Below are 21,823 nucleotides of genomic sequence, written 5' to 3' on the forward strand. Positions count from 1 at the left end.
GGTGGGACAGGCCGGAAAAGGGACAGAGGAAACACCCGCCCTGGACTCGGCCGCACCGAAAGTCGCTCTGCGGCCCCGCCGCATCGTCGCCGGGCGGGTGGAGCTCATCGACACCGACCTTGGGCGCCCCGCGCCTGCACGGACCCGCTCTGCCCGCGCGGCACCTCCGGATGGTGAGGGTGAGGACGGCGACGCTACAGCGGGCGAGAGGCGCCCGGCTCGTTTCGCCCACCGCTTCGCACCGCCGGGCGGTGGACCGCTCCGGTGTCGTGCTTCCCCGGCACCGGTCTTTTGCACCTGCCCGAACATCCCCTTCTTTCACGGTGAACGGCCGAACCGTGAAAATCGGCGTCCGGTCCCCCATCGCCCATTCAAGGGGCGTGATCACCGGAAATGAAGCCCCCGGGAATGTCGACAAAGTTTGGCCTTTCAGCACCACGGGCAAAAGCAGTTTCCCCCGGATTGTTGCTTTATGTCGGATTCGAAAGCTGAATCGGGGGCCGGTGCGCACGAGGCGCACGACGCCGGGCCCCTCAGGAGCACAAGGGGAACACATGGACATGACGCGTACCGCCACGGCCGCTGCCGCGACCCTGGTCTTCGGCACCGCACTCGCCCTGGGCACCGCCGCGCCGGCCTTCGCGGAGGACCCGGTCCCGCCGACGGGGCCGGATGTGGACTGCCCGGACGTCACCGAGCGCAACTTCGAGGTCAGCCCGGGGGACCCGCACAACTTCGACGCCGACGAGGACGGCATCGGTTGTGAGGAGGGCGACGACATGGGCGGGGAGTCCGACGACACCGAGAACGACGGCACAGAGGAGACCTCCGACGACACCACGGACGAGACCGCCGATGACGCCTCGGAGGAGCCCGACGACACGACCGAGGAGGAGCCGAGCGGGGACGAGGAGACCCCGGTCGGCGGTGTCGACACCGGGGCCGGGGGGACCGCCGACGGCGGCTCCGACTTCTGGCTGATCACCGCGGGCGGCGTCCTCGTCGCGGCCGCGGTGGGCGGGATCGTCGTGGCCCGCAGGCCGGGGCACGAAGGCTGATGGGCCGCCACACGCGGCCCGACCGCCGCGGCGATTCCAGCGCCGCGGCGGTCACGGCGGCGTACGCGGGGATCGGTGTCGCGCTCCTGACGGTGGGGCTGGGCCAGACCTTCGCCCCTCCCCCGCCGTCCTTCGCAGTGGGCGCGCCGGCCCCCGAGGCCCCGGTCCGGGCGGGCGCCTCGGCGCAGGCCGAGGCCCCCACAGCATTGGGGAGGTCGGCTCCGATGTCCCTGACCGCTCCGGCGATCGGCCTGCGCACCTCGCACATGGTGGAACTCGGCCTGAGCCACGACCGCCGCCTCGAGGCCCCGGAGGAGTGGGACGCCGTCGGATGGTACTCGCGGGGCGCCGCGCCCGGCCAGGAGGGCCCCGCCGTGCTGGCGGGCCACCTGGACTCCCCCACCGGGCCGGCCGTCTTCCACCGGCTGGACGGGCTGCGGGAGCAGGACACCGTCTCGGTCGAACGCGCCGACGGCACCGTGGTGGACTTCGCCGTCTACGCGGTGGAGCGCCACGCCAAGGACGACTTCCCGACGGAGGAGGTCTACGGGGACACCGAACGCCCCGAGCTGCGGCTCATCACGTGCGGCGGTGACTTCGACGCCGCCACCGGCCACTACACGGACAACGTCGTGGTCTTCGCCGCCCTCGTGGAGGCCGCGGAGCCCGCCGGGGACGCCAGGGACGCCGGGGTGCCCGCAACGGACCCCGTCACGGAATGACGGCGCGCTCACTCGCGCCCGCGCACTCCTGCGACCTGCGACGAGGCCCCGTCCCGGTACCGGGACGGGGCCTCGTCGTGTGTGACCGCAGTCATTGTTGACAGTGCATACATCAGGCGCCTACGCTCATGTGAGCACCGCACACATCAGCTGTTCGAGGAGATGCCCGATGTCACCGAACCCGCAGGACACGGTCGAGGTCGACCTCGGCGGCCGCACGGTCGCCGTTCCCAGGGGCGGCCTGTACGACCGCTACCGGATGGACACCGACCTGGAGGAGGTCGCCCGCGATCCGCGTGTCAGCGGCGTCGACTTCTTCCGCCGGCTGCCCAAGACCAGGGTCGAGTCGCCCATCGGCCCGACGCTCACGCCGAACTTCTACTACCGGATCTCCACGGCCCGGGTCACGATGCTCGCCCGGTCCCGCGCGCTCCGCTCCCGCCTGCCCGCGGAGCTGGACCCGCTGGAGGTCGCACCCGGCCTCGGCCTGGCCTCGGTCGTGTTCTTCCGCTACGACGTGTGCGACATCGACTTCTACACCGAGGCCGCCGTCGCGATCCCGGTCCGGCCCGCCCGGCACGGCCGCCTCGGGTTCGTCGACCTCGCCTGGGGCCTCAAGAACGACGACCTCCACGCCTACGTCCTGTCCCTGCCGGTCAGCAGCGACATCGCCCGGGTCCGCGGGCACGACGGCTACGGCTTCCCCAAGTGGGTCACCGGCCTCGACGTCGACATCGACGCCGACCGGACCACCGCCCGGGTCCTCGACGACGCCGGCGGGGACGACCTGACGCTGTCGGCGCCCACGCCCGCCCAGACCGCGTACCCGTCCGGTGAGCGGGTCTCGACGCTCACCTCCTACACGACGATCGGCGGCGCCTGGCACGCCACCCTGAACCAGACCAACGTGCTCTCGGCGGGCGGCACCCGCTCGCCGCGCGGACTCGTCCTCAAGGCGGGCCGCGGCCGCATGTCCGACGACCTGCGCTCGCTCGACCCGATCCGGACGCTCCGGCTCGACGTCACCACCGAGGGCCAGGCCGCGCTGCACATGCCGGTGCCGGTCTCGGTTCCGGACCGCCGGCGCGGAGACGGGAGGGGACGGCGATGACCGACACCACCCCGGTGGCCGGGCCGGGAACGCCCGGTCCCGAGACGGCCCCGGCCGCACCGCTCGCTCCGCCGACCAGCCGGGGGCACCGGAGCACCGCCGTGACCACCGTTCCCCTCACCCCGGTACCGCCGACCGCCGACGGGCCCGGGCTGCCGCCGACGCTGACCCCGGCCCTGCTCCGGCGGCTGACCGCCCGCGTCGCGGCCGCCCCGGACGCCGACCGGGTGACCACCACCGCCCCCTACACCGGCGGCCCGCTGGCGGACCTGCCGGTCTCCGCGCCCGCGGACGTCGAGGCGGCGTTCGCGCGGGCCCGCATCGCCCAGGAGGCATGGGCCGCGACCACGCCGCGCGAGCGCAGGCGGATCATGCTGCGCTTCCACGACCTGGTCATCGAGCGCCGCGACGAGGCGCTGGACCTGATGCAGGCCGAGAACGGCAAGACCCGCCGGGACGCCTGCCTGGAGGTCACCGACATCGCGCTGACCGCCCGGTACTACGCGCACAGCGCGGCGGGGCTGTTGGCTCCCAAGCGGCGCCGCGGCGCGATGCCTCTGCTGACCCGCACCACCGAGCTGCGCCACCCCAAGGGCGTCGTCACCGTCATCTCACCGTGGAACTACCCGCTGAGCATGGCCGCGGGCGACGCGATCCCCGCCCTGATGGCGGGCAACGCCGTCGTCCAGAAGCCCGACACCCAGACCGCCCTGACCGCGCTGTGGGCCCTGGACCTGATGCACGAGGCGGGTCTGCCCGCCGGCGTGTGGCAGATGGTGGTCGGCCGCGGGAGCTCCATCGGCGGGGTGCTCATGGACAACGCCGACTACGTGATGTTCACCGGGTCCACCGCGAGCGGGCGCCGGATCGCCCGCGACGCCGGGGAGCGCCTGATCGGCGCCTCCCTGGAGCTGGGCGGCAAGAACGCCATGGTCGTGCTGGACGACGCCGACCTCGGCCGCGCCGTGGACGGGGCGATCGCGGCGGCGTTCCCCTCGGCCGGTCAGCTGTGCGTCTCGATCGAGCGCATGTACGTGGCCGACGCCCTCTACGACGCGTTCGTCGCCGAGTTCGCCGCCCGGACCAGGGCGCTGCGGGTGGGGGCCGGGTACGACTACGGCTACGACGTCGGCAGCCTCACCACCCCGGCCCAGCTGGAGACGGTCACCGCGCACGTGGCGGACGCCGTCGCCAAGGGGGCGACCGTGCTGGCGGGCGGCCGGGCGCGGCCGGACCTGGGGCCGCTGTTCCACGAGCCGACCGTCCTCGCCGGCGTCACCCCGGAGATGGCACTGTACGCCCAGGAGACCTTCGGGCCGGTCGTGTCGGTCTACCGGTACCACGACGTCGACGAGGCGGTGGCCCGGGCCAACGCCACCCCCTACGGGCTCAACGCCAGCGTGTGGAGCGGCAGCGGGGCCCGGGGGCGGGCGGTGGCCGCCCGGCTGCACGCCGGGACGGTCAACGTCAACGAGGCCTTCGCGGCCGCCTGGGGCAGCATCGACGCGCCGATGGGAGGCATGGGCGACTCGGGGCTGGGCCGCCGCCACGGCGCCGAGGGCATCCTCAAGTACACCGAGCCGCAGACGGTCGCGCACCAGCGCCTGCTGGGGTTCACCCCGCCCGCCGGGGTTCTCCTACCGGACCTGGGCCCAGGGCCTGACGGTCGCGCTGAAGGCGATGAGGCGCCTGGGCATGCGCTGAGGCGCGGCGGTTCCCGCCGACGGAGGGCGGCGCCGGCTTTCAAAGGCCAGCGCCGCCCTCCGTCACGCCGTCGCCCCCCGCATCGCGGCGGAGGCCGTGAGCAGCGCCCGGACGGCCTCCCGGACCCGGTCGGCGACCGCCCCGGGGTCGTCGGCGTCGAGTTTGCCGTCCAGGTGGAGGAACGCCAGGCCGTGGACGAACGACCACACCCCGACGGAGAGCGCCTCGGGGTCGGCCCCGGGGAAGACCCCGTGGACGATGCCGTGGACGTACTCCCAGATCGCGGCGGTCGCGGCGACCCGTTCCTCGCTGTCGGGATCGCAGGGCTCGGCGAACATCGCGCGGAACAGGGCCGGGCGCTCCAGCGCGAAGCGGACGTAGGCGATGGCGATCTCGGCCAGGTCGTCCGGGGTCCGGGGCGCGGGGTGGGCTCCGGCGAGGTACTCGGCGAGTTCGCGGTACCCCTGGGCTGCGACCGCGGAGACGAGCGCGTCGCGGTCGGCGAAGTGGCGGTAGGGGGCCGTGGCCGACACCCCGGCCCGCCGGGCCACCGCCCGCAGGGACAGCGCGGCTCCGCCGTCCTCCTCGAGCAGTTCCCGGGCCGCGCGCAGACAGGCGGCCCGCAGGTCGCCGTGGTGGTACTTGCTGTTCGCTTGCGACACGGATCACGCTCCCTCATGTTTACAGTGCCCACATCCTCCCCCTAATGTGAGCATTGCACACATCATATGCGCACCCGAGGAAAGAGGACTGTGATGACCGGCGGATTGTACTCCCCCCTGCGCCTGCGCTCCGGGGCGGTTCTGCCCAACCGGATCGCCAAGGCGGCCATGGAGGAGAACATGGCGGGAGAGGGCCAGCTGCCCGACGGGCGGCTGGTGTCGCTGTACCGGCGCTGGTCGGCGGGCGGCACCAGCCTGCTCATCACCGGCAACGTCATGGTCCACGCCGAGGCCCTGACCGGACCCGCCGGCGTGGTCCTCGACGAGGCGGCGCCACTGGGGCCCTTCACCGAATGGGCGCGGGCCGCCAAGTCCGGCGGCGCCGCGGTGTGGATGCAGATCAACCACCCCGGCCGCCAGGTGCAGGCCGACATGCCCGGCGTCGTGTGGGGCCCGTCGGCGGTGGGCGTCGACCTGGGCCGCCTCAGCAGGAACTTCGGCCGCCCCACCGCCATGACCCCCGAGCAGATCCGAGCCACCGTGGAAAGGTTCGCGGTCACGGCGGCCCGCGCCGAGCAGGCCGGGTTCGACGGGGTCGAGATCCACGCCGCGCACGGCTACCTGCTGTCGCAGTTCCTGTCCCCGCTGGTCAACCAGCGCACCGACGCCTGGGGCGGGTCGCTGGAGAACCGGGCGCGGATGCTGCTGGACGTGGTGCGCGCGGTCCGCGCCGCCGTCTCGCCGTCCTTCGCGGTGGCGGTGAAGCTCAACTCCGCCGACTTCCAGCGCGGCGGGTTCGACGTGGACGACGCGCGACGGGTGATCGCGATGCTCGAACCCCTCGGCACCGACCTGGTGGAGCTGTCCGGCGGCAGCTACGAGAGCCCGGCGATGACCGGCCGCTCCGCCGACGAGCGCACCCGGGCCCGCGAGGCCTACTTCCTGGACCTGGCCCGGGAACTGGTGGAGACCAGCCCGCTGCCGCTGATGCTCACCGGCGGCGTCACCCGGCGCGCCACCGCCGAGGCGGTGCTGGCGAGCGGCGTCGCGGTCGTCGGCATGGGCACCGCACTGGCCGTCACCCCGGACCTGCCCGCCCGCTGGCGCGACGGGCGCGAGGCCGACCGGCCGATGCGGCCGGTCACCTGGTCGAACAAGGCGCTGGCCTCGGCCGCGAGCATGGCGCAGGTCCGCCACCAGCTGCGGCGCATCGCCCGCGGCAGGTCCACCCGGCCCGGCACCCTCCCGGCGTACGCCCTGCTCCGCGAGCAGATCGGGCAGCGCCGGGCGCTGCGCCGCTACCGGGCCTGGCTGTCCGCCCCGCGGACCGCGCCGGCACGGGCCGGCCGCTGACGCGCCCGGGTCAGCGCCCGGCCCCGGAGGACGCGGCGGTGATGTCGGCGACCAGCCGCTCGGCGAGCTTCTCCGAGGACTGCGGGTTCTGCCCGGTGTAGAGGCCGCCGTCGACCACGATGTGCGGGCGCAGCGGAATCAGCCCCTTGGAGTACTCCACGCCCGCCTCCTTGAGGCGGTCCTCCAGGAGCCAGGGCGCCTTCCTGGCGAACCGGTTGAGCAGTTCCTCCCGGTTGGACAGCCCGGTCATCCGGCGGCCCGCGAACGGCGAGGCGCCGTCGGGGCCGGTCGCGGCGAGGATCGCCGCCGGGGCGTGGCACAGCAGGGCGAGGGGGCGGCCCGAGGCCAGCCGGTCGGCCAACAGGGCGCCGGAGGTCGCGTCGTAGGCGAGGTCCTCCATCGGCCCGTGCCCGCCCGGGTAGAAGACCAGGTCGAAGTCGTCGGCGTCGACGGAGTCGAGCGCGACCGGGTGGTCGAGGGCGTCCTTGATCTCCTCGAGGTAGGCCTCGACCGCACGGCGCTTGCCCGGGGTCCCGCCCGCGAGGCCGAGGCTGAGGCGGTCCAGGGTCGGGGCCCTGCCGCCGGGGGTCGCGATGGTGATGTCCCATCCGGCCTCGGTGAAGATCCGGTGCGGGACGGCGACCTCCTCGGCCCAGTAGCCGGAGGGGTGGACCGTTCCGTCGTTCAGCGTCCAGCGGTCGGCCGCACTGATCACTTGGAGCACGCTCGTCATCGTTCCGCCCCCCATGATGTGTTTGCAGCGCTCACATTAGCCCGGCGACCGACCCCGCTCAATGGCGCCGCGCCATACGGCGTGGCACAGGCCACCGGCCGGGAGCGCGATCCAATGTTGACACTGCACACTCGCGTACCTAATGTAAGCAGTGCATACATTCAATCGCCCCGGCCACGAAGGAGATGCCATGAAGGCGATCACGATCAAGGAGTTCGGCGGCCCCGAGGTGCTGGAGTGGACCGACGTCGAGGACCCGGTGCCCGCGCCCGGCGAGGTCGTCGTCGACGTTGCGGCTGCCGCCCTCAACCGGGCCGACGCCGTCCAGCGGATCGGCCTCTACCCCGTGCCCGAGGGCGCCTCTCCCTACCCGGGCCTGGAGGTCTCCGGCCGCATCGCCGCGCTCGGCTCCGGCGTGACCGGGTGGGAGGTGGGCGACGAGGTCGCCGCCCTGCTCACCGGCGGCGGCTACGCCCAGAAGGTCGCCGTCCCCGCGGGCCAGCTGCTCACGGTCCCCGAGGGGGTGGGCCTGGTCGAGGCCGCGTCCCTGCCCGAGGCGACCGCGACCGTGTGGTCCAACCTCTTCATGACCGCGCGCCTGCGCGAGGGGGAGACCCTCCTCGTGCACGGCGGGGCCGGGGGCATCGGCACCATGGCGATCCAGATCGCCGAGGCGCGGGGCGCCCGCGTGGCCACCACCGTCGGCGGCCCCGAGCAGGCCGCCCGCGCACGGGAGCTGGGCGCCGATGTGGTCATCGACTACCGCACCGAGGACTTCGCCGACCACGGACCCTACGACGTGATCCTCGACATCATCGGCGGAAGCTACCTGGAGCGCAACATCCGCTCCCTGGCCGTGGACGGGCGCCTGGTCGTCATCGGCCTCCAGAACGGCATCGAGGCGCCGCTCAACCTCGCCGACCTGGTGTTCAAGCGCCTGTCGGTCCACGGCACCACCCTGCGCTCGCGTTCCGCAGAGCAGAAGGCCGCCATCGTGGCCGGCGTTCAGGAGCACGTCTGGCCGCTGGTCGCGAGCGGGGCCGTCGAGCCGGTCATCGAGCGCACCCTGCCCATGTCCGAGGCCGCCGAGGCGCACCGGCTGCTGGAGGTGGGCGGGCACTTCGGCAAGATCCTGCTGGTCAACGGCTAGGACCCGCCGGACGCCGGGGAGGCGGCCTTCCCCGGGCCGGCCCGGTCTTCGGACCGGGCGGCGGGCCGTGCGGGGTGGGGTGGCCGGGGCGTCCGGAAACGGGCCGGTACGCTGGCCGGGCGGGTGGCCGCGGACTTCAGGGCGGTGGATCTCCCACCCGGGCCCTCTCCTGCGGCGTGCATCCGCGATCACGAAGACCAGTGAGGTGGACGGCCATGGACAAGCCGAGTGGGAACGACTCGTTCTCGTTGCTGTACAGGACGGGGTTCCGTATCAACTACGCGCTCCTGCACATCATGGGTCCGGCCGCGCTGACGCCCGAGGCCGACCCGCGGCGGCGGGCCAAGAAGGAGTACGACCGCCGGCGCGAACTCCACCTGGCGTGGAAGGCGCAGCAGAGGTCGGCGTAGCGCGGCCGCGCGGGCGCGGGCCCGCGCGGTCCCGTCGGGGCCGCGTCGCCGGCGGCCCCGGCGGGGGCCGGGGCCGCCGGGCGGGCGGTCACAGCAGGTAGAGGTAGGCGGTCAGGCACAGGCCCGCGACGGCGATCGCCCAGGTGTAGGGCAGGGTGGACAGCATCGAGCGCTCCGGGCGCACCCCCGCGTACTGGGAGCTCCACACGGTCTGCGTGCTGGTCGGGTCGGAGACGCCCAGGACCTGGCCGTAGGAGGCCATCAGCCCCACCACCGCCGGGGCCGGGTAGATGCCCCCGGCCACCAGCACCCCGGCCACACCGGCGCCGAGGCCGAAGATGTTCATCGGCCCCCGGTACAGGGCCAGCGGCACCAGCAGGGCGAACACCAGCACGAACAGGGCGACGTGGCCCGGGCTGACGGCGACCACGACCGGGCTCAGGGCCGCGACCGCGCCGGGCAGGTTCACCGCGGCCAGCAGCATGCCGATGGCGATGAACAGCACGATGGGCGGCGCCGCCACGTCGAACGCCCGGTAGAGGGTGCGCAGGGCCGTGGTCGTCATCTCCCGCCAGGGCACGGCGGTGGCCAGGGCGAACACCACACCGGCCAGCAGCGCCGGGACGATGGGGATCTCCAGGCCCAGGGCCAGGACGATGGGCACCAGCGGGGTGAGCAGGGCGTACCAGGGCGCGTCCCCGCGGCGCTGCCGCCGCCGGGCGGCCCGCTCGCGCCGGGAGCCCGTCCCGGCGCCCCCGCCGACCCGCACCGCCCAGGTGTGCCGCACGCCCTTGCGGCGCATCTCCACGAGGATGTAGGCCAGCCCGCCGAGCAGGGCGATCGGGAACATGCGCAGCTGGAAGTGCTGGACGGTGGCCACCGGCACCCCGATCGCGTCGGAGAGGAACTGCCAGTTGATGAGCTCCAGGGGCAGGCCGGCGGCGATGCCGACCAGCACCGTGCCCGCCGCGACCGTGGGTGTGACCCCCACGGCGATCATCGCCGGGATGCCCACCACCCCGGCGAGCATCGCCGCCGGCGCCGAGCCGGTGATGCTGCCGCACAGGATCGCGACCAGGAAGATGCCGACCGCCACCAGGGAGGGGCGCTCCCCGCCGAACTCCACGATCTTGCGGACGAGCGTGGAGGCGATGCCGGTCTCGGACAGGAGGGTGCCCAGCCAGCTGCCCAGCAGGATGGCCACCATGGTCGCGGCCAGGCGCGGCGCGCCCTCCTGGAGGACGGTGCCGACCACGCTCTCCTCCTCGCCGGTGAGCGGTGCTCCGGCGATGAGGGCGATGGCGACGGCGAGCAGGACGAGGGCGAAGGCGGTGGGCAGGCGGCGCGTCAGCATCAGGCCGACGCCCACCGCCATTGCGAGAAGGATTCCCAGGGCGGTCACGGGCGGTCTCCGAGGGGTGTGCCGGGGTCCGGTCCGCCGGGAGCGGTCCCCTGGTGTTCGAGGGTCGCGGCGATGGCCGCGGTGAGGGCGAGCGGGCTGCGGCGCAGGCCGCAGCGGGCGTGGGCGTAGGCGTGGGCGGCGATCTCGTCGGCCCCGGCGACGTGGCCGCGCAGGCGCAGGGGCCCCAGGCGCAGGAGGTCGTGGCCGAGCCGGTCGCGCAGGGCCCGGCCGCGGGCGCCGTGCAGCATCCGGTGGGCCTCCTCGTGGGCCAGCGCGGCCCGGCGCACCGCGGAGGGCGGGAAGTCCCGTCCCCAGCCCGCGGCGCGGGCCACCCGGTGGGCGTGGCGCAGGGCGTCGGTGTAGACGACGATGCGGTCGCCGGAGGGGCGGTGCAGGTACTCGGCCAGCAGGACCTCGCCCGGGGCCAGGCCGCCGACGGCCTCCTCGACGACCTCGGTCCGGGCGGTGTCCGCGGCCGGGGCCCGTTCGGCCGAGGCGGCCAGTTCGCGGCCGAAGGCGAGGGCGCGGGCGGCCCACTCCCGCAGCCGTTCCGGGTCGCGGTCCTCGTGCAGCGGGATCAGGGACAGCAGGCCGGCGGCGAGGTCGACCTCGTCGGCGGCGCCGATGCGTGCGTACTCCGCGTACGGCGCCCCGGGGCCGGCGGGTCCACCGGGGCCGCCGGGGCCGTCCTGGTGTGTGGGGCCGTTCATCGGCGCCGCTCCATGATCGCGACGACCTCCTCGTCGGGGGCGCGCCGGGCGATCTCCGTCCCGGCCAGCGCCAGCAGGTGCCCGGCGTCCATGACCCCCGACAGGTCCGCGATCTTGGGGCCGAGCAGCAGCCAGACGGCGGGCGGGACGGCCCCGCCGTCGCCGTAGGAGGTGCGCTCCTCGACCAGGTCCTTGAGGCGGCCCTCGGCCTGCCCGGCGACCAGGGTGTCCACCTCGGCGTCGCCGTTGTGCAGGCGCACCACGCCCTCGCTGTCGACGACCCGGATGTGCCGGCGTTCGCGGGACAGGCGCCCGAACGGGCCCTGGGGCCTGCGCACCAGGCCGAGCACCCGGTAGCGCCCGTTGGCGGCGTACTCGGTGAGGTCGGCGGCGTCGGCGCCGAGGCTGTCGGCCGCCGCGGCGCGGGCCTGCTCCCGGGCGACGGCGGCGGTGCGGTCCCTGGTGCGCAGCTCGGTGGCGCCGGTGGCCACGGCGGTGACGAGGTTGCGCTGCGGGTCGACGGTGACGTCGACCTCCACCCCGTCGGGGTCGGCGCCCTGGGCGACCACGGCCGCCTCGGCCTCGGCGCGCACCGCCAGGACGTCGGCGTGGGTGGCGCCGGGGATGATGCGCTCGACGGACTCCCGGACCAGGGCGAGGGCGACGCCCAGCGGGCTGATCACCTCGCTGTGCGCGGCGATGCGGGCGGTGAGGCCCATGCGCTCGCCCAGGTGCGGGGTGACGGTGGCGGCGCCTCCCCCGCCGCCGACCAGGGCGGCCACCGACCGGTCCAGGCCGTAGTCGCCGATCAGCGCCTCCACCACGGCCTCGACGCGTTCGGTCGCCTTGTCCAGGACCGCCCGGGCGGCCCCGGCCACGTCGGTGCCCAGGGCGCGGGCCAGCGGTTCCAGGGCGGCGCGGGCGGCCCGGGGGTCGGACCGCGCGTGGTCGCCCTCGGGCACCCGGCCCAGGGCATTGGCCGCGCAGGTGACGGTGAGGGCGAAGCGCCGGGTGCCGTTGTCCAGCACGGCGTGGTCGGCGGTGTCGGACTCCAGCGGGGCGACGCGGACCAGCCGGGCGCCGTCGAGTTCGGCGGGGTCGGCGAAGCAGGCGTAGGGCAGCCCGGCGATGTGCGCGCTGCGCGGGCCGACGTCGGCCAGGACCGCGGCCCCGTCGCCCTCCCCGCCGCCCAGGCGGACGACGGACCCGCCGCCGATGCCGACGGTGCGCACGTCCAGGGCCGACAGGTAGGTCTCCCGGCCGCCCAGTTCGGCGTGCCTGATCTGGACGCGGCCGCGGCGGATGACGCTGATGTCGGTGGAGGTGCCGCCGGTCTCCAGGAAGACGCCCTCGCTGACCTTCTCCCCCATGAGCGCCCCCGCGACCCCGGCCGCGGGGCCGGACAGCACGGTGAGCAGGGGCCGGTTGCGCATCTCCCCCAGGGACATCACTCCGCCGTCGCAGCGCATGACCATGAGCGGTGCGGTGATCCCGGCCTTGAGGATGCTGCTCTCGACCAGGTCGGCGGTCTGGAGCATGCGCGGCATGACCCCGGCGTTGAGCGCGGCGGTGCGGGCGCGCTTGGTGAGGCCGTAGAGCCGGGTGATCTCGTGGGTGGCGGTGGCGGGCACCCCGCGGGCGGCCGCCGCCTCCAGGACCGCCCGCTCCCCCTCGGCGTCGTCGACGCTGAAGGGCTCGGCGGCGACGACCACGTCCGCGCCCGCGTCCACCACGGCGTCGACGGCGGCCCGGGCGGCGTCCGGGTCGTCGGGGCGGCGCAGGGCGGCGTAGCGGACGGGCAGCCGGTGCCCGGAGTCCAGGCGCAGCCTGCCCAGCGAGCGCAGCCGCCCGACGGCCAGGCCGTCGAGGCCGGAGCCGACGCCGACGATGCCGATGGTCGCCACGTCGCCCTCCAGCAGGGCGTTGGTGGCCTGGGTGGTGCCGTGGGCGAGGAAGCCGACGTCGTCGGCGGCCACGCCGACCTCCGCCAGCAGGCGCTCCAGGGCGGTCATGATGCCGTGCGCGACCCCGTCCTCGTGGTCGTGGCTGGTGGGCACCTTGACCTGGCCCAGGAGTTCGAAGGTCGTGGCGCTGACCGCCACCGCGTCGGTGAAGGTGCCGCCGACGTCGATGCCGACGCGCACGGGGTCGCGTGCCGGCCGTGTGCCCGGGTCGCTCATGGTGGTCCCCTTTCGTGGGTGGGGAGGGTGCGGGGGGATGGAGGGATGGGTCAGTAGCCGCGGACGTCGGGCCAGTGGCGCTCGACGCCGGTGCGGTCCAGCAGGGCGGTGAACCGCTCCAGGAGCTCGTCCTTGGCGTGCACCGCGTGCGGGGTGGTGTCGTGGTCCAGGGCGAAGGCGGCCAGCCGCCCGGCGGCCTCGCCGATGTTCCACTCGACGGGGTGCAGGCGGAAGCAGCCGTTGGTGATGTGCGTGGTGCCGATGTTCTTGGCGGCGGGCAGCAGGTTGGTCTCCTGCCGCGGCAGCAGCGCCCCCAGCGGGATCTCGAAGGGCACGCTGGCGATGTCGATGTAGTTGTCGCCGCCGGTGGAGGGGTGCAGGTCGATCCGGTAGCTGCCGACGCCCACCGAGTCGTGCCGGCGCAGGATGCCGTGCGGGCCGCGGATGTCCAGGGACACGTCGTGCTCGGTGACGGTGGTGACCGCCCGGATGCGCCGCGACTCGCGCACGTAGGCGGCCTTGGCCAGGCCGAGTTCGGCACCGGTGACGTCTGGGCGGGGCCGCAGCCCCGGGAACCCGGTGCCGCCGTCCGGCCGCGGGGCCTCGGTCTGGAGCCAGTACAGGACCGACAGGGACAGCTGGCGGGCCTCCTCGTGGGCCCGGCGGACGGTGGCGGCGTCCACCAGCCCCTCGATCTCCAGGGCCGGGGTGAGCCAGTAGTCGTTGAGCGGCCAGTTGGCGAGGGTGATGTCGGAGTCGAAGGCGCCGGGCCGGTGCAGCCGGCGGGCCAGGATGCGGCGGAACCCCCACAGCTCCTTGTCCCCCGCGTCGGCGCTCTGGTCGGCGTCGACCGCCAGGGGGTCGGTGTCGGGGTTGGGCGCGAAGGTGCGCGCGACGGGCTCCAGGGTGCGCGGGTCCGGGGCCTGGAAGCCCAGCAGCGGGCCGGGCCAGAAGTCCGGGCGGTAGGACCGCCAGAAGCCGTACATCTCCGGCCGGTCGATGGTGTGGTCCTCGCCCTCGTGGTGCGAGACCGCGAAGCAGTAGGTGATGCCCTGGAGGTTGGTCGGGTCGGCGGTCTGCGGGGCGTGCGGCTCGCCGTGCTCGGAGCGTGCCTCGGCCCCGGTGACGTGGTCGATCCCGGCCAGCGGCAGCAGGTCGCCGTCCTCGGTGGCGTCCAGCACGTAGTCGGCGTGGACGGTGTGCTCGCCGCCCTCGGCGTCGCGCAGGGTCACGGCCAGCACGCGGCCGCCGTCGGTGAGCGCGGCGACCGGTCGGTGCCGCTCCAGGACGGTGATCCGCCCGGCCGAGCGGTGCGGGGCGATCATCTCCTCCAGGACCGCCAGGGCGACGCGCGGCTCGTGGCAGAGCTTGCTGACGCGGCCCGCCCCCGGGTTGAGGGTGCGCGCGGCGGCGGCCTCGGCGCGCAGCGGGTAGACGCGGCGGTAGTGGTCGCGGATGCCCTCGCGCAGGCGGCGGTAGGAGGCGGTGGCGCCGAACTTCTCGATCCAGGGGTTCTCGTCCGGGGGGACGGCCTGGGAGGTGAGCTGCCCGCCGATCCAGTCGGTCGGCTCGGTCAGGACGACCCTGCGGCCGGAGTCGGCGGCCGCCAGGGCGGCGGCGACACCGCCCAGTCCGGCGCCGACGACGAGGATCTCGGTTCTGCTCTCGGTCATGGGGTGGTCGGGCGCGGTGCCCCGGGTGGCGGGGCGGCGCCCTTCTCCTTTCCGTTCGTCGCACGCGGCGGTGGCGCCGGTGCGGCACGTGTGGCGGGGGATCGGTCCGTGGGGTGAGGGGTCACCGCGGGCGCGGGGCGGCGATGGTGCCGCCCCCGACCGGTTCGCAGGGCAGCAGCCTCCGGGTCCGCAGCCCCTCCTCGCCGGCGATCAGGCGCAGCAGCAGGCGGACCGCGTCGCGGCCCATCTCGCGCATCGGCACGTCGAACCCGCTGAACACCGCGCCTCCCCCGGGCGCCCGGCCGCGGGCGCCGACCGGCGCCCCGAGCACGGCCAGGGAGAGGTCCCGCGGGCAGCGCAGCCCGGCGCGCTCGATGGCGGCGCCCAGCCCCGACAGGGCGGCGCCGGTGTCGGTCTGCTCGACGACGACCGCGGTGACGCCGTCGGCGAGCCAGGCGGCCAGCAGGGCGTCGAGGTCGGTGCCGTCGGTGCGCACCACCAGGCCGGCGGTGCCGGCCCCGGCGGCGCGGGCGCCGCGCAGCACGCCCTCCTCGCGGTCGGTGGAGGCCGGGGCCTGGTCGTGTTCGCGCAGGTAGCGGATGTTCCGGTGCCCGGCGGCGGCGAGCCGGTCCAGCACGGCGGCCGAGGCCGAGACGTAGTCGGCGCCCACGTAGGGGACGTCGGGTTCGTCGCGGCGGCCGATGTAGACGAAGGGGAAGCCGTCCTCGACCAGGTGCCGGATCGGTTCGTCGGGCACGTGGCGGCCGAAGAACAGGCAGCCGTCGGCGACCCGCACCCGCCGCACCGCGGCGGGGTCGTCCGCCCCGGTCCCGGCCCGGGAGGAGCCGGTGAACAGGATGAGGTCCTGGCCCTGGGCGGCGGCCTCCTCCTCCACCCCGACCAGGACCGGGTAGTAGGAGTGCGCCACGTCGGTGGGGAAGGTGGTGCTGAAGGTGTAGAGGCCGAGCATGGCGTTGGCGGCCGAGGCCAGGCGGGTGGCGACGGGGTCGGGCACGTACCCGAGCCGCTCGGCGGCGTCCAGGACCCGCTGGCGCGTCTCCCGCGCCAGGGACATGCCCACGGTGGTGCCGCGCAGGACGAGGGAGACCGTGGTCTGGGAGACGCCGGCCGCCCGCGCGATGTCGGACTGGCGCGGCCTGCGCCGTCCCCTGGCAGCGGGCTGTCGAGTGTTCTCCACCGGCTTCTCCTCCGATACGGCGTCCTAATGCGCATTAGTCCATGACTGTGAGCCGCGTCTCAGGGTTTCGTCAAGGGGTCCGCGGAGATTTCCGGCCGGTATCCGCAGAGTTTCGTTAATACGTATTAGAACCTTGACCAGCGCATCGCGCCTGGTCGAGACTCGGTGGCCATCGGTGCACCCCCGCCCCCTCCCGAAGGGACCCGAGATGTCCGAACCGAACCCCCGGGGAATCGACCGCCGGACCGCCCTGCTGGGCGCCGGAACCCTGGCCGCCGGCGCCCTGATCGCCGGCGGCGCGGCCGCCCCGGCGACGGCCGCCCCCGCCGCTCCCCCGGCGTCCGCCGCCGCGAACGCGCTGCCCGCCTACCGGTTCGTGCGCGAGGCGCTCGACACCGCGAACCTGGCCTACAACCCGACCGGGGAGCTGATCTTCCCCTGCCTGCGGGGAACGGTCGGCCGCCTGTCCGACGCCCCCGGCCGCTACCTGCTCTACTACGCCCCGCACGACGCCCCGGGCGGGATCTGCCTGGCCTACGCCGACAGCCCGGAGGGCCCGTTCACCGAGCACCCGGGCAACCCGATCGTGTCCCGGAACTGGTCGCCGCACTACTCGGTGAGCCACGTGTCCTCGCCGCACGTCATGTGGAACACCCGGCACCGGGAGATGTGGCTGTACTTCCACGGCGAGAACACCACCACCCGGCTGGCCCGCTCCCGCAACGGGATCGACTTCACCTACCACGGCGTGGTGCTGAACACCGCGATGGTGCCGGGCACCACCGAGGCCTCCTACGCCCGGGTGTTCGAGCACCGGCTAGCGGACCGGGGCGCGGACTACGTCATGGTGTTCATGCGCAACGGGACGAACAATCACCGCGACATCGGGTGGGGGTGGTCGGCGGACGGGATCACCTTCGACTTCGCCCGCGAGCCGCTGGTCCGGCACTCCGACGTGGGGGTGGCGAACCTGTCCGGCCCCCACCTGGTGGCCCGGGGCGGGCGCACGCTGGTCGTCTACCACACGAGCGCCGGGGACATCCGGGCGACCGAGGTGGGCGCGGACTTCTCCCGGCGCGACCACCTGGGGGTGGTCCACACGCCGATGGCCGGTCCCCCGGACTCGGGGAGGTCGGCGGCGCCGTCCTTCGGCTCCGACCGGGGCGTGCAGTACATGTTCTACGAGGCGGGGCACCGCCTGGGCGCGACCATCGCCATCGCCCGCGCCGACTGACGCCGCGCCTCCCGCGGCGCCGCCCCTGTCCCGTGCCCGGGGCGGGGCCCTCGGCCTTCCGTCCCCCGACCCCGTACCTCCGGTCCCCGACCCGGCAGGGCCGGATCCGGAAAGGGGAAAGGCCCCAGGGGTCTCGGCGGATACGGGGCTCAGGCCCCCTAACCGATCGGAAAGCCAGGGGGGCCGAATCCTCCCGGGCACGCAATAGAAAGCCCTGGAATACAAAAAACCGCCAAAAAATCCATGCGGTCTCTGCTGTGCCCCGAGTATCCAATGATGAGCCAGGTTCGGATGGGAGCGAAAATCCCCGGCACATGGACCACCCTCTCAGCAGCCTTATGTTTCCCATCCTCATTCTGGTAGCCGCCGAGGCCCTAAAATGGTGGGGCGGTGTATCAATCTACTCAAGCAGCACCGGTCGCGTCCCGTGATCACACGGGCGGTGTTCGTCGACGGGCCCGCGCCGGCCACCTTGGGCCGGCCCCGTGCCCCTCCACCCGCCCCGTTGCGTGGACAGCGCCCGGTGCCGTGAGTGCTTCGAGGTGGTACCGATGGGTGGAGACGCAGAGCCCTGGGACCGACAGCCGGGTTCAGGGTGGCGAAAAGACGGAGGCGACCTGCCTCCCTCAGAGCCGCGGCCCAGTATCGGCGGGGCCGCCATGAGCCGTGAACACCTCGGTTCCCTGCTGGACGCCGTCGTCACAATCGGTGGCGGACTCGACCTACAGAACACATTGCGGCGGATCGTCCAAGCCGCGATGGCCCTCTCCGGGGCACGTTACGGTGCGATCGAGGTGATCGGGGACGGCGGTCGGCCGGAACAGTTCATCCCGATCGGCCCCGATGCCACCGAGGTCGCCTGTACCGAGCACGGGCCAGGGGGCAGCGGCCTGGTCGGCCCGGTCTCCGTCACCGGTCCTGCCCGGCGTGTATACGACATGTCCGACGCCCCCCGGTCTCGCGGATTCCCGGCAGGGCACCCGCACATGAGTACTCGTCTGCGAGCGCCGATCCGGGTAGGGGGGAAGATGTTCGGCAACCTCTATCTCACCGAGAAACGCGGGGGCGACCGCTTCGACGAGAACGATGAGTCAGCGGTCACGGCGCTCGCCTCGGCAGCGGGTCCGGCCATCGAGAACGCCCGCCTTCACGAGCAGGCACACCACCGTGAATTGGGATTGAGGGCATCCGAAGAGATGACCACGCGTTTACTGAGAGGTGAGGGAGCCGACAAGGTACTTTTCCGGGTCGTCGAACGGGCCTGTCTGATGGTCGACGCGGACGTCGCCGCCATGGCCGCCCCCGACGACTCCGGCCGGCACATGGCCGTGCGCGCTGCGAGCGGTGTGGGAGCCGAGGCACTACTGGAACGCAGAATGGCCGTCGAGGGACCGCCGGCCGGTCGGGCCCAGGTTTGCGCGGAGCCGGTGATCACCGATATCTCTTCGGATCCGATCGTATCCCCCTTGTTCGGTGACCTGGGGATAGGTCCCGTCCTGCTGATACCGCTGGGCGGCGCGTCCCCGATGCGCGGTCTTCTGTGCGTGGGCAGGAAGTCGGGAGCGGAGCAGTTCTCTCCTTCCGCGGCCCGGATCCTGCACACCTTCATCGGACATGCCGCGAGCGCTTTGGAGTCGAGCCGGGCCCGGGCGGACAACGAGCGTCTCGTAGTGCTGGAGGACCGGGACCGTATAGCCAGCCAAATGCACGAGATCGTGATCCAGAGGCTGTCCGCCGTGGCTCTCTCTTTGAGTGGGGTGACGAACCGTGTCGACACTCCGCTCGTCTCGAAGCGGGTCCGGCAGGCGGTGGACGACATCGACGCCACCATCCACCGTATACGGTCGGCCATCTTCGCCCTGACCGGACATGAGACGGAACAGGAGCACGGACGGCTGTGCGACCGCATCATGGACGAGATCGGCGTTGCCGCCTCCCGGCTCGGCTTCACCCCGGAGTTGGCGATGGAGGGGGTGCTCGACGACCGGATTCCGGACCGGATCGCGGACGAGGCCGTCGCGGTTCTACGGGAGGTCATGTCGAACGTCGCACTGGAGGCCGTGGCCAGTCGGGTGGCAGTGCTGGTCGTAGTGAACGGTGGTTTGAAGGTCGAAGTCGTCGATGACGGTACCGGTGTCCCCCGGGTCGACCGACGTGCCGGACTGAGGCACCTGTCCGAACACGCGGCGGAGCTCGGCGGCACATTCGACGTCGACAACGTTCCCGAAGGGGGCACCGTTGTGACGTGGACGGTGCCGATGGGTGGGAAGGAGCCGCTTCCTGCTCAGCCACCTCCCGTGTCGGGATGATGACGTCGTCGGAGACTCAGGACGGAATCCCACGGCTCTTCGGCGTTCCGGTCGAGGCCACCGGCCCGCCCCGGACGCACGGGCCCGCCGCTCGGCATTCCCCTTTTTCTCATCGAACGGCCTTGTGAACCCGAGCGGATCGATGCGCGGTGACCGGTCCGCCCGGACGGAAGCCCTCCCCATAAGGGGACGATCGGCCCCTGGGCAGTCTGCGTCCGGCGTGTTGGACTCGGGATATGGAACCGATGATGGACGCCTGGGCCGTGATCGACCCCGGCCCGATCTCTACTCGGCCACTGCGTCGGGTGCGGCGCCGGGTTCCCGTGCCCCGCGGCCGCGAACTGCGCATAGAGGTGTCGGCGTGCGCAGTCTGCAGGACCGACCTGCACCTCGCTGAGGGCGACCTGCCGCCCCGCGCACCGGGCACGGTCCCCGGGCACGAGGTTGTGGGACGGGTCGACGCCCGTGGTCCGGAGGCGGACCTGTACGAACCGGGGGACCGGGTGGGAGTGGCCTGGCTCGCCTCCACCTGCGGTAAGTGCCGCTACTGCAGGAGCGGTGACGAGAACCTGTGCCCGGAATCGACCTACACCGGTTGGGACCGCGACGGGGGTTTCGCCCCTTACCTGACAGCGGACGAGCGGTTCGTACACCCACTTCCGCCCGGGTCGGCGGACCCGGAGGTCGCACCCCTGCTGTGCGCGGGCATCATCGGCTACCGCGCCCTGCAGAGGGCCGAACTGCCGGACAGGGGCGTACTGGGGCTCTACGGGTTCGGCGCCTCCGCGCACCTGGCCGCCCAGGTCGCCCTCTCCCGGGGAGCGATCGTGCATGTGATGACGAGGTCCCGTCGGGCACGCACGCTCGCGCTGGAACTGGGCTGCCATTCCGCCTCCGGGGCCTATGAACCACCGCCCGAACCCCTGGACTCGGCCATTCTGTTCGCACCCGTGGGAGCTCTGGTGCCTGTGGCCCTCCGGGCACTGGACCGCGGCGGAACACTCGCCATCGCGGGGATACACCTGTCCGAGATCCCTCCGATCGACTATGACCACGACCTTTTCCAGGAGAGGTCGTTGCGCAGCGTCACCGCGAACACCCGGGCCGACGCCCGGGAGTTCCTCGAACTGGTGTCACATATCGACCTGTCAGTGGCCACCACCCCTTATCCGTTCGACGCCGCCGACCGGGCCCTGGCCGACCTCTCCGCCGACCGGGTGCGCGGAGCCGCCGTACTCCGGTCGTGATCCCCTGCGAGACCGGTTCCGCGTAGGCGATCGCTCACCGTTCAGGAGGCCCGGCTCGTAGGGGACCGTCACCGCAGGGAGGCCACCACGGAGAGGAGTGACGACCCATGGACACCGATCGGGAAACCGGCCTCCCACTCGACCGTGTACGCGCGGTAGTACTGGACACGGACGGTGTCATCACCGATACCGCCTCTGTGCACGCCGCGGCCTGGAAACGCGTTTTCGACGCTTTTCTGGTCCAGCGCGCCCGCGACGAGTCCGCGCGCTTCCGTCCCTTCGACCTGAGAGACGACTATCTGCGTTACGTGGACGGTCGATCGCGCGCCGACGGAGCCCGAGCGTTCCTCGCCTCCCGTGGTGTGCACCTGCCCCAGGAGCCGGTCCCGGGACATCCTGAGACCGTGACGGTGGCGTTGTTGACCGATCGCAAGGACCGTCACTTCCAGGCCCTCGTGACGAGATACGGTGTGCGGGCCTTCCCGGGCACGGTGCAGTTCGTCAAGGCCCTGCGCTCCGCCGGCGTCCCGGCGGCCGCCGTCTCCGCGAGCCTCAACTGCGCCAAGGTGTTGCGGGCCGCGCATGTCGAAGACCTCTTCGACGTTCGTGTCGACGGCGTCGACGCGGTACGCCTGGGCCTGCCCGGCAAACCCGACCCCGCGCTGTTCCTGGAAGCAGTCCGGCGCCTGGGGGCCGCTCCAACGCGGTCGGCCGTGGTGGAAGATGCCCTGGCCGGGGTGGAGGCCGGTCGTCGCGGCGGTTTCGGGCTGATCATCGGGGTAGACCGCACCGGTATGCGAGCGGAGATGTCGCAGCACGGGGCGCATGTCGTGGTGACCGACCTCGCCGAACTCCTGCCGGTACACCGGATGCGCTCACACTGATCGAGGCCGACCGGGATGGACCCCGTTCTTTTCGTTCGGAGGCGACCTTCTGCCCTGGTGCGGCCCCACTGTCCGGCGCACAC

Annotated in this window: 17 protein-coding genes and 1 pseudogene; 11 read left to right on the forward strand and 7 right to left on the reverse strand. The window is 73.3% G+C overall.

The annotated features are described in order from the left end of the window. Positions 1 to 554: 554 nt before the first annotated feature. From K1J57_RS28675 to K1J57_RS28690, 4 genes and pseudogenes are all read left to right on the forward strand, one after another. Positions 555 to 1,058 carry a hypothetical protein gene (locus K1J57_RS28675; protein ID WP_220561827.1) on the forward strand — a complete coding sequence of 168 codons (504 nt, stop codon included), beginning with the start codon at positions 555 to 557 and terminating at the stop codon, positions 1,056 to 1,058. Next, positions 1,058 to 1,780: a class F sortase gene (locus K1J57_RS28680; RefSeq protein WP_220561828.1), complete on the forward strand. Its 723-nt coding sequence runs from the start codon at positions 1,058 to 1,060 to the stop codon at positions 1,778 to 1,780. The genes K1J57_RS28675 and K1J57_RS28680 overlap by 1 nt, the downstream gene beginning before the upstream one ends. Positions 1,781 to 1,949: 169 nt before the next feature. Next, a complete protein-coding gene (locus K1J57_RS28685) occupies positions 1,950 to 2,891 on the forward strand; it encodes an acetoacetate decarboxylase family protein (protein ID WP_220561829.1) in 942 nt (313 codons plus the stop codon). 101 nt (positions 2,892 to 2,992) lie between these two features. Then, positions 2,993 to 4,595 (forward strand): annotated as a pseudogene (locus K1J57_RS28690) (succinic semialdehyde dehydrogenase). Positions 4,596 to 4,657: 62 nt separating this feature from the next. Here K1J57_RS28690 and K1J57_RS28695 read toward each other — a convergent pair. Further along, a complete protein-coding gene (locus K1J57_RS28695) occupies positions 4,658 to 5,257 on the reverse strand; it encodes a TetR/AcrR family transcriptional regulator (protein WP_220561830.1) in 600 nt (199 codons plus the stop codon). Between the two features lie 93 nt (positions 5,258 to 5,350). Between K1J57_RS28695 and K1J57_RS28700 the strand changes: the two genes are divergently transcribed. Beyond that, the gene (locus tag K1J57_RS28700; protein ID WP_220561831.1) at positions 5,351 to 6,610 is read left to right on the forward strand and encodes an NADH:flavin oxidoreductase/NADH oxidase family protein; all 1,260 of its coding nucleotides are present in this window, start codon (positions 5,351 to 5,353) and stop codon (positions 6,608 to 6,610) included. A 10-nt stretch (positions 6,611 to 6,620) separates the two neighbouring features. Here the strand turns inward: K1J57_RS28700 and K1J57_RS28705 are convergent, their stop codons facing one another. After that, positions 6,621 to 7,343 carry a type 1 glutamine amidotransferase domain-containing protein gene (locus K1J57_RS28705; RefSeq protein WP_220561832.1) on the reverse strand — a complete coding sequence of 241 codons (723 nt, stop codon included), beginning with the start codon at positions 7,341 to 7,343 and terminating at the stop codon, positions 6,621 to 6,623. Positions 7,344 to 7,533: 190 nt separating this feature from the next. Between K1J57_RS28705 and K1J57_RS28710 the strand changes: the two genes are divergently transcribed. Both K1J57_RS28710 and K1J57_RS28715 read left to right on the forward strand, forming a co-directional pair. Then, on the forward strand, positions 7,534 to 8,493 hold the full coding sequence (locus K1J57_RS28710) for an NAD(P)H-quinone oxidoreductase (protein ID WP_220561833.1): 960 nt from the start codon (positions 7,534 to 7,536) through the stop codon (positions 8,491 to 8,493). Between the two features lie 215 nt (positions 8,494 to 8,708). After that, a complete protein-coding gene (locus K1J57_RS28715; RefSeq protein ID WP_220561834.1) occupies positions 8,709 to 8,903 on the forward strand; it encodes a hypothetical protein in 195 nt (64 codons plus the stop codon). A gap of 88 nt (positions 8,904 to 8,991) precedes the next feature. Here K1J57_RS28715 and K1J57_RS28720 read toward each other — a convergent pair whose 3' ends face one another. The 5 genes from K1J57_RS28720 to K1J57_RS28740 form a co-directional block, all read right to left on the reverse strand. Then, positions 8,992 to 10,278, reverse strand: a complete 1,287-nt coding sequence (locus tag K1J57_RS28720; RefSeq protein WP_255646664.1) for a transporter — start codon at positions 10,276 to 10,278, stop codon at positions 8,992 to 8,994. A gap of 23 nt (positions 10,279 to 10,301) precedes the next feature. Next, complete coding sequence (locus K1J57_RS28725) at positions 10,302 to 11,015, reverse strand: hypothetical protein (RefSeq protein WP_220561836.1); 714 nt, start codon at positions 11,013 to 11,015, stop codon at positions 10,302 to 10,304. After that, positions 11,012 to 13,195, reverse strand: coding sequence for a hydantoinase/oxoprolinase family protein (locus K1J57_RS28730; protein WP_255646665.1), 2,184 nt, complete (start codon positions 13,193 to 13,195; stop codon positions 11,012 to 11,014). The genes K1J57_RS28725 and K1J57_RS28730 overlap by 4 nt, the downstream gene beginning before the upstream one ends. A gap of 50 nt (positions 13,196 to 13,245) precedes the next feature. Then, complete coding sequence (locus tag K1J57_RS28735; RefSeq protein ID WP_220561837.1) at positions 13,246 to 14,868, reverse strand: FAD-dependent oxidoreductase; 1,623 nt, start codon at positions 14,866 to 14,868, stop codon at positions 13,246 to 13,248. A 121-nt stretch (positions 14,869 to 14,989) separates the two neighbouring features. After that, positions 14,990 to 16,066 carry a LacI family DNA-binding transcriptional regulator gene (locus K1J57_RS28740; RefSeq protein ID WP_220561838.1) on the reverse strand — a complete coding sequence of 359 codons (1,077 nt, stop codon included), beginning with the start codon at positions 16,064 to 16,066 and terminating at the stop codon, positions 14,990 to 14,992. A 208-nt stretch (positions 16,067 to 16,274) separates the two neighbouring features. On the opposite strand from K1J57_RS28740, the gene K1J57_RS28745 reads away from it, so the two are divergent. The 4 genes from K1J57_RS28745 to K1J57_RS28760 all read left to right on the forward strand — a co-directional run bounded on the left by K1J57_RS28745 (position 16,275) and on the right by K1J57_RS28760 (position 21,740). Beyond that, positions 16,275 to 17,300, forward strand: a complete 1,026-nt coding sequence (locus K1J57_RS28745; RefSeq protein ID WP_220561839.1) for a hypothetical protein — start codon at positions 16,275 to 16,277, stop codon at positions 17,298 to 17,300. 659 nt (positions 17,301 to 17,959) lie between these two features. Further along, positions 17,960 to 19,609, forward strand: coding sequence for a GAF domain-containing sensor histidine kinase (locus tag K1J57_RS28750; protein ID WP_220561840.1), 1,650 nt, complete (start codon positions 17,960 to 17,962; stop codon positions 19,607 to 19,609). A gap of 248 nt (positions 19,610 to 19,857) precedes the next feature. Next, positions 19,858 to 20,856: a zinc-dependent alcohol dehydrogenase family protein gene (locus K1J57_RS28755; protein ID WP_220565844.1), complete on the forward strand. Its 999-nt coding sequence runs from the start codon at positions 19,858 to 19,860 to the stop codon at positions 20,854 to 20,856. A gap of 107 nt (positions 20,857 to 20,963) precedes the next feature. Next, positions 20,964 to 21,740: an HAD family phosphatase gene (locus K1J57_RS28760; RefSeq protein ID WP_220561841.1), complete on the forward strand. Its 777-nt coding sequence runs from the start codon at positions 20,964 to 20,966 to the stop codon at positions 21,738 to 21,740. Positions 21,741 to 21,823 lie beyond the last annotated feature (83 nt).

This window comes from Nocardiopsis sp. MT53, from assembly GCF_019598965.1.
GTDB lineage: Bacteria > Actinomycetota > Actinomycetes > Streptosporangiales > Streptosporangiaceae > Nocardiopsis > Nocardiopsis changdeensis.